Raw genomic sequence first — 7,851 nt, forward strand, 5'->3', positions numbered from 1 at the left:
CCCTCGATGATGAGCTCCGGCATCGCCAAAGATATCAGTTGAGCGGCATGATCCAGCTTGCCGAGGCATGTCCTTTCAATTAGGGGTGAAGATCGCTCAGACCCAATTCGGCGAGCGACCTAGCCAAGAGAGCCTTTGACTCTCGATCGTGATCTGGATACTGCGAACGTGCTCCGTTTGCACTTCCGGCGGGATGGATCATTGGTAACACCAGCGTCGAATGCCACTGAAAACGACGCCCCACCATGTGCGGAACTCTTACACCGCTCGGACGGGAGATGCCGATCTCACGCGAGCAGAAACCAGGTTCTGCGGCTTCCTGTATTGATAGAAATGCCTTCCATGAAAGGCCACCGAGGCAGACCAGCAGTTTCGGCTTCACAAGTCCAAGTTGGCGCTCCAGAAATGGCAGGCAATTTTTCACCTCGATCGCGCTCGGCATACGGTCTGTTGATGTTCTAGGGCGGCGACCAGGGAAGCACTTTGTGACGGAGGTTTGATAGACGTTGCGTTCAAAGTTCGAAAGGCCGCAAGCCGCAAACTGTGCTTTGATGGATTTGCCAGCATCCCCCTGAAAGGGTGCCCGTCTCTCGTACTCGGTCTTGCCTGGGGCTTGGCCAAGCAAAAAGATGGGGTAGTCAACTCCTCCGCTAAAGATAGGTCGCGGTTCAACATCAAATTTGCAGAGAGTACTAGCACACCTGCGGCAGGCTTGAATTTCGTTTTCCAACATTGAAAGAGTCACTAAGTTTCTCCTGATCTCTAACGCCTGATTAGACCGCGCCGCGAAGTTGATCGCCCCGGCAGCCAGGCGGGATTGAAGAAGAGGCAGTCAGGCAGTCCGTAATGGATTCCCTGGGCGGGATTCCCCTCGGTCATCCCAATCAACCACAGGAGGTCGCAGACCTTATCAGCACGCAGAGGCGTTGGCCCTTATGGTCAGTTCAATTTATTCTGCTCGATTTCTTACAATAGGCGCCAAGTATATGGATCTCGACGCACTCTTGAGTCGTTCGTCGCTATATGACCAAAAAATCAATGAGCTATTTGAGCTCGAGCCACAAGGAAGAGCGCAGAGATTTGAGGCTGCCCGGATTCTAGTAAGCCTGAGCTTCGAGCACTCTCGTAGCATCAAACATCTAGTCGCAGCCAGGCTATGCTCATCGGCTGCGGCTTTGATGAGGGTTCAGTACGAAGCGTTGGTTCGCGCGTTGTGGTCACTTTACACAGCCACTGACGATCAGGTTGAATTGACGCTTGCTGAACTGACCCCTGATAGCGCCAAGAGTGCCAATAAAGCTGTTCCACTCAATACGATGCTTGACGATATTGAGGCAAAAGCTTCTCACGTCCCCATCGGACCATTAAGAGAATTCAAGAAGTCTTCTTGGCAGCCGCTCAATTCATTTGTGCATGGCGGGATTCATGCAGTTTCCAGACATGGCTCCGGGTTCCCAGTCGAGTTGGCTGTGATGATGATTAAGCTATCGAATGCCCTGCTGGGGTTGGCAGGCAATTTGGTACTCATAATGGCAGGCGTGCCGCCAGAGGAGGGCAGAATGACAGAACTGCAGAACCAGTTCACGGACTGCCTGCCTCCTCCATCTTGAACTTAGATGAGAATGACGTAAGGGGGGGATTTACTCTAGGCGGACAACTAGTGGCAGCAGATCGATTGGGATCAGTGATGAGCGAGCAACGAAGACCTTGGAGCGATCCTGAGATATTTAGTCTGAGAACTGTGATGAGTCAATTTTAATTCTAAGGCGTCCAAATCATAATAACGTCAGCGTCCATCTCTGCATATCGGTGCAGCGTATCTAATGCATAACCATCATCCATGAGATGGCGTGCCTGATTACAGCGAAGCAGTTGTCATCGCTGACGAAGTTGAGAGAGTCCAGAAACCTGGTAGGCGCCATACCAATCCAGGCGTCGCCTAAGCTCAACCGCGATCGCGCATACCAATACGTTTGACTGAGTACCCGCGTGCTTGGTCGTGGGAATGGTAATACGTGTCCTGCGTGGTACTGAGATTGCTGTGCCGTAGGTCGACCTGAAGGTCTTTGGCCTCACGCAGCGGCGCATCGAACGTCGCCGAGGTATGGCGCAACCAATGAGCAGACGCCACCAACAGGCTGTCCATTTCATGTTTTTCACGCCCCTCACCGCGCATTCTTTCCAGCGCTTTGTCGAAGATGATTTGGAGGAGGGCGCGAACCTGCCGATCTGACAGCCCCGATCGACCTCTGAGGGTCGAGATTAAAGGCGTGGACTCATTGCGCTCAGGCAGATCACTGAGCCCTAGAAATTTGCGGTAACGCTTGAGGTAACTTTCGATGTATTCATCGCGAACAGCGATCTTGCCGGCTTTATTGCCTTTTCCCACCGCGTGGTACCACCAAAAGCCCTCAGCGTCTTGGCGGAAGTCGCCCATGGTGGGCTTCCAATTCTTCCGGCCCACCACATCGGAGACACGCAGGTACATCGCAAAAAGAGTCGCCAGGATGAAGAGGGTACGTTCAAAACGGACGGGATCATCCTCCGCCAACTTTTCGGCGGTTTCCAAGACGTAATCCCATTGCAGGGGCGTCAAGGCCCGTCCCGAGGTTACGTCGAACGTGTCGTCGGTAAAGCGGTTCGATTTTTTCAGCATTCTGAATGGATTGGAGGCCGCGCCACCGTCCTCGATCAGAAACTCATAAAACCGACTGCACACCGTAAACACCTGTTTGAGGCTGCTTTCAGTGGTCGTATACACCGGACTCGTCGAGTTCGGCTCTGAAGTCGTTCCTAGCGCTTTCGTCGTTTTTGAATTGAACGGGAACCACCTTGGATTCGGAATCAGCGCATCCGCTTCGGTGACATGCGCCTCATCGTTAGGAATGAAACGGCTACGCGTCACAGGGCCCACCCAGTCCTGGGAGGGATTGCGACAAAAATCCAAGTAGTCCTGGGCATCCTGACGCTTTAACAGGTGCAACGGCTTCTTCTTAACCAGTAGCGCCCACAGCAATAAACGCTCGGCCTGAGTGCGGTATGAACTGAAGGTCTGTGCGTTGTCGGAAAAGGCTCGCAGAAAGGTGCGCACCGCCAAATAGCCACGGCCGGCTTCCAGTTCCTCGGGAAATGAATTTAAAAAGTCTTTGACGCAGTTCAGTGCGGGCTCACTGAAACTGAAGTCTTGATCAACAAAGGCCTCGTAGGTTTCAAAAATGGGTTTTGGCGCGCTGAGCATTCGAACCACCAGACACTTTAAACGTTGAAAAGAAACTTCCAGTTATGGGAGTAATCGGAAGTTACATAGATGCGCTTCACTACTACTCTTTTTTTTGCATAACGGATTGACATTGCCGGATAGTAGCCGCTGCTTTGCACTTGCGCAACTACCACTCAGTCCAAACTTATTTGAGTTGCAATGCTTGACAAGTAGCACCCTGACGATTTAGTTCGCGGGTGAGGAATCTTTGAATTCCGTTTCTTTTTAGATGCACTCCGATTCGCAGAATATCCGCTGGCCCTACGCTTAATCACCCACGCGCTAATTACCCTAATATTGACACCTCATATGGTTAATTATTTTTTAATACGAAACCCTTCAACCTAACGAGCGTATTTAAAATTAAATACGCAGGCCAGAGCCGTCTCGCGTATCAGGTCCCTAAGGAATACCGACCGCTAACACCAGCCGCCAACCAGGCACCGTTGCTTTATTCAAATATTGGTAGCGGAAAAGTGTTTGCACGTTGATCATTCGAAACGATTGTTGCGCATGTCCTTAGATTGATCGCCTTAAAAGCTCCCTGTGTCGGGAACGTCCGTTCATTGGTTAAAACCGCGGAGACCTGCAGATTCCGTGGCCTGCACGGCATCTTTGTTCCAACAGAGGTCCAGGGAATGTCCGCTCATTACGTCAAAACGGCACGCCGGGAATGTCCGCTGAAATGGTCAAATCGCGCTAACCTTATGTTTTATAGAGCTTTTAACGACGTCATTCCAAATACGATCGTGAGCCAACATTATCGGTCGGGAAAGTCCGCCGATTTCGTTAAACGCAAAGGGGCGCTGGGAAGTCCGCTGATTAAAGCCAAAAAAGCCTAGGCGCCCGATTTTATTGGCCTGCAGGACACGTTGCTCAAAATCCGGCCCGGGAATGTCCGCTGATTAAGGCAAATCTGGGCGCGTTCCGACGTAACTTCAAGGTGAGGCCCATTCTGACGCGATCGCTGGCTGGTAGCATTTGCCATCGTTCTACGGTGAGGTCGAACGGTTGATCTGCGGGGCTTCCAGGAGGTTCGGTACCAGCTTGCCATCGGCAGGAAACCAGTCATTAGCCGGAAGCAATGCCGGGAATGTCCGCTCATTTCGTCACAGAGAAGCAACACCGGGAAAGTCCGATCAATACGTTAAAAAGCCCATTAACCACTGATTTCATTGAGTTTTATCCAGCGGGAACGCCAGAGACAATGTTGAATGAGTCCGCTCATTGACGAAAACTCGGGGAAGCTGTTCCCGGAATCCCGCAAGGTAAAAAGCTATAGATATCAGTAGGTTATAAACCGTAGCAAGGACCAGGGTGTCCGCTGATATCGTTAAAAAAGTGATGAGCCGCCTGGATCGTGGCAAACGTATATCCCGCCGAATCAATAGGTTAAGAGGTTAAAGAGGCCGTTTCCGGTGATTTCGCGATTGGAGCACCAGAAGCAGATATGTCGAATCAGTGCCTTACGAGACTCATGAACATTTTTAACATAGCACCTCGTTTAACATAATATACATTACACGTAACAAAATATTACAACGCTAGCCTGATTGCGCACACCATTTCTATCTCCTGCGTCGCTCTCAAATGGCCTGACCCTTGCTGCTCGCAGATTGCTCTATTTGAAATATGCTGCGCTCAATCCCCGTCACGCGTTAGCTTTTCAATCAGCGCTCGATGCTGTGGATACTGCGTTGTGAGTTTCTGCCGGTTCCCCATTTCCATATCGGCGAAATCAAATCCTGGTGAAACCGCTTCGCTGATCAACCCGAATCCATTCTCACCATTCAGCAATCTGGATGCTTTCCAGATACCGCCCGGTACGTGGAACTGCAGTTGCTGTCCAGCCAGAACGTCACTACCCATCACCAATGTCTGTAGTGAACCGTCTACATGAATCAGGCTGTATTCGATGGCGTCGCCCAGATGGAAATAATGCAGGATGTCGGAATGATTGAAATGAAACTGGCCCACCGGCGATTCCTCGGTCAGCAAGTAGTAAATCGACGTCATCAGATACCGCGGACCGCCGATAGTTTCGAGCATGTCCCGGTGGTCGGCCTGATAGGTTCTGCGAAAAAAACCGCCTTCAACGTGCGGTTCCAGATCCAGAGCAGTGATCACGTCCTTGGCGGTCATATGACTTAGTTTCATAGGCTTTCCCAGTCATTTTCGATGTGCTTCGTGTATAGCTCAACTAAACATCTATTTACTTGAGCTAACTATAAGCGCTCCTGGAGCAGGAGGATTTGCTGTCACATCTGCCCTCCTTTGGCTCAAAACTATGCGGCCGCAGCTAGTGAGACCGACGCCCTCAGGTTTTTCCCTGCAGTTGATTTTAATCAAACACACATGCGCGCTTCTCGACGAAATTAATCCTCGACGTTCGCGGTCAATGCCGACCATTCCGTCTCGTGGAGGTACGTCATGGCTACTCAACTACAAGACATCCAACCGGGCGCTACCCCCGCCCAACATCCCCCACTGGCCGGCAGCTTACCCAAAACCGAGCCCAAGCGACTCACTCTGAGCCTTCTGGTCGCTCTGGTGGTGGGATCGATGATCGGCAGCGGGATTTTCAGCCTTCCTCAAAACATGGCGGCCAGCGCCGGGGCCGGGGCGATCCTCATTGGCTGGCTGATCACCGGCGGCGGCATGCTATCGCTGGCACTGGTCTATCAGTCCCTGTCCAACCGCCAGCCGGCATTGGATAACGGTGTGTTTGCCTATGCTCGGGCACTCGGTGGTGACTTTCTCAGTTTCAACTCTGCCTGGGGCTACTGGATCAGTGCCTGGATCGGCAACGTCAGCTATCTGGTGATTCTGTTTGCCGCGCTCAGTTACTTCTTTCCAGCATTTGGTGAAGGCAATAACAAAGCAGCGATTGCCGGCGCGTCAGTGGTGCTCTGGTCCTTGCACTGGATGATCTTGCGGGGCATGCGTACGGCGGCTCGTGCCAATGCCTTGAGCACCGCGGCCAAAATTGTGCCGCTGTTGCTGTTCATCGGCTTCGTGATCGCGGCGTTCCGGCGCGACACGTTCGCCATGGACTTCTGGGGAACACCGGGGCTGGGCAGCACTCTCGACCAAGTCAAAAGCACAATGCTGGTGACGGTTTGGGTGTTTATCGGCATCGAAGGCGCCAATGTGTTTTCTGCCCGCGCGGCAGAGCGCGCCGATGTCGGACGCGCCACTGTCATCGGTTTTATCATCACCTTATTGTTGTTGATCGCGGTGTCCCTGCTGTCACTGGGCATACTCAAACAACCGGAACTGGCCGCCCTTAAAAATCCTTCGATGGCCGGCGTACTGCAGGCCGCCGTCGGACCATGGGGTGCCGTGCTGATCAGCATCGGTTTGATTGTTTCGGTCGGTGGCGCCCTACTCGCCTGGACACTGCTGGCGGCTGAATCGGTGTTCACACCGGCGAAAGAAAAGGTCATGCCACCGTCGCTTGGTAAGGAGTCCGCCCGGGGCGTGCCTGCCCACGCTTTGTGGCTGACCAACGGATGCATCCAGCTGTTTTTGCTGTTGACGCTTTACTCGAGCGCCAGTTACCTGGCACTGATTTCTCTTGCCACCTCGATGATCCTGCTGCCCTACCTGCTCAGCAGTCTGTATGCATTGAAAATGACCTGGCAGGGCGAAACCTACGCCGGTCATCGCGCCTTGCAAGTGCGAGACCTGGCCATCGCGCTGGTCGCCACGCTGTATTGCGTCTGGTTGCTGTACGCCGCAGGCCCCAAATACTTGCTGCTCAGCGCGTTGCTCTACGCCCCTGGCTCACTGATCTACCTGGGCACACTGAAAGCCCGTGAGGGTCAGCCTCTTGGCGGTCCCGAGACAGGTTTGCTGATCATCATCTGGATCGCAGCGGGCTATGCGGGCTGGATGCTGTGGTCCGGGACGTTGACGCTGTAAGGAGTTCTTTCAGTCTGCGCGGTTCGCCGACAGGACGTCCGACGCTGCGCCTTCAATCCGAGAGGAGTACCGAAAATGAGCAATTCCTTGAAAAAGATGCAGGAACATGCGGAAGCAAAATCCAGTCAGGTGCCCGTGACGACCGATATCTGGCGCCCACTCGAAAAGCTGCGGCAGCAGGTTGATCACCTGTTCGAGGATTTTCACCGTGGATCATTGATGTCACCCTTCAGCCGCGGGCTGTTTGATGTAGAACCGTTCTTCTCGCGTGACGTCTTCTCCCCCAGCATGCCGGCCGTGGATATCACCGAAAAGGATAAAAGCTTCGAAATCACGGCCGAACTGCCCGGCATGGACCAGAAGAACATCGAAATCAAACTGTCCAACGGCAGCCTGATCATTAAGGGCGAAAAGAAAGAGGACAAGGAAGAAAAACGCAAGGGCTATTACTTGAGCGAGCGTCACTATGGTTCCTTCGAGCGTGTGTTCAACCTGCCCAAAGGGGTCGACGCCGAGAAGATCGATGCGCACTTCAGCAAAGGCGTATTGAGCATCTCGCTGCCGAAAAAGCCCGAAGCGATGAAAGCGGACAAGGTCGTGCCGATCAAGGGCGAATGAATCCGCAGATGTATGCCCCTTGCCGGAAAACTGGCAAGGGGCTTTTTCTT

Annotated in this window: 7 protein-coding genes; 3 read left to right on the top strand and 4 right to left on the bottom strand. The window is 52.9% G+C overall.

Features of this window, described 5'->3' with window-relative positions:
- Positions 1–79 precede the first annotated feature (79 nt).
- Complete coding sequence (locus tag AC1MDC_RS25930) at positions 80–745, bottom strand: uracil-DNA glycosylase (RefSeq protein ID WP_480393978.1); 666 nt, start codon at positions 743–745, stop codon at positions 80–82.
- Between the two features lie 241 nt (positions 746–986).
- Here AC1MDC_RS25930 and AC1MDC_RS25935 point away from each other — a divergent pair, with 241 nt between their 5' ends.
- Positions 987–1,610 (top strand): DUF6988 family protein, encoded by a 624-nt coding sequence (locus AC1MDC_RS25935; RefSeq protein WP_480393979.1) that lies wholly within the window; start codon positions 987–989, stop codon positions 1,608–1,610.
- A 335-nt stretch (positions 1,611–1,945) separates the two neighbouring features.
- On the opposite strand, the gene AC1MDC_RS25940 is transcribed toward AC1MDC_RS25935, so the two are convergent.
- Together AC1MDC_RS25940 and AC1MDC_RS25945 are read right to left on the bottom strand one after the other, a co-directional pair.
- Entirely contained in the window at positions 1,946–3,238 is a 1,293-nt protein-coding gene (locus AC1MDC_RS25940; protein WP_480393980.1) for a tyrosine-type recombinase/integrase, read from the bottom strand.
- A gap of 1,662 nt (positions 3,239–4,900) precedes the next feature.
- On the bottom strand, positions 4,901–5,401 hold the full coding sequence (locus AC1MDC_RS25945) for a cupin domain-containing protein (RefSeq protein WP_234205299.1): 501 nt from the start codon (positions 5,399–5,401) through the stop codon (positions 4,901–4,903).
- Positions 5,402–5,689: 288 nt separating this feature from the next.
- Between AC1MDC_RS25945 and arcD the strand changes: the two genes are divergently transcribed.
- On the top strand, positions 5,690–7,183 hold the full coding sequence (gene arcD, locus AC1MDC_RS25950; RefSeq protein WP_480393981.1) for an arginine-ornithine antiporter: 1,494 nt from the start codon (positions 5,690–5,692) through the stop codon (positions 7,181–7,183).
- Positions 7,184–7,192: 9 nt separating this feature from the next.
- Here arcD and AC1MDC_RS25955 read toward each other — a convergent pair whose 3' ends face one another.
- A complete protein-coding gene (locus AC1MDC_RS25955) occupies positions 7,193–7,390 on the bottom strand; it encodes a hypothetical protein (RefSeq protein WP_227235645.1) in 198 nt (65 codons plus the stop codon).
- Between AC1MDC_RS25955 and AC1MDC_RS25960 the strand changes: the two genes are divergently transcribed.
- The gene (locus AC1MDC_RS25960) at positions 7,319–7,801 is read left to right on the top strand and encodes an Hsp20/alpha crystallin family protein (RefSeq protein WP_227235595.1); all 483 of its coding nucleotides are present in this window, start codon (positions 7,319–7,321) and stop codon (positions 7,799–7,801) included. The two genes, AC1MDC_RS25955 and AC1MDC_RS25960, sit on opposite strands and share 72 nt — an antisense overlap.
- The last annotated feature ends 50 nt before the right edge of the window (positions 7,802–7,851 follow it).

The organism is Pseudomonas sp. 1 (assembly GCF_056626735.1).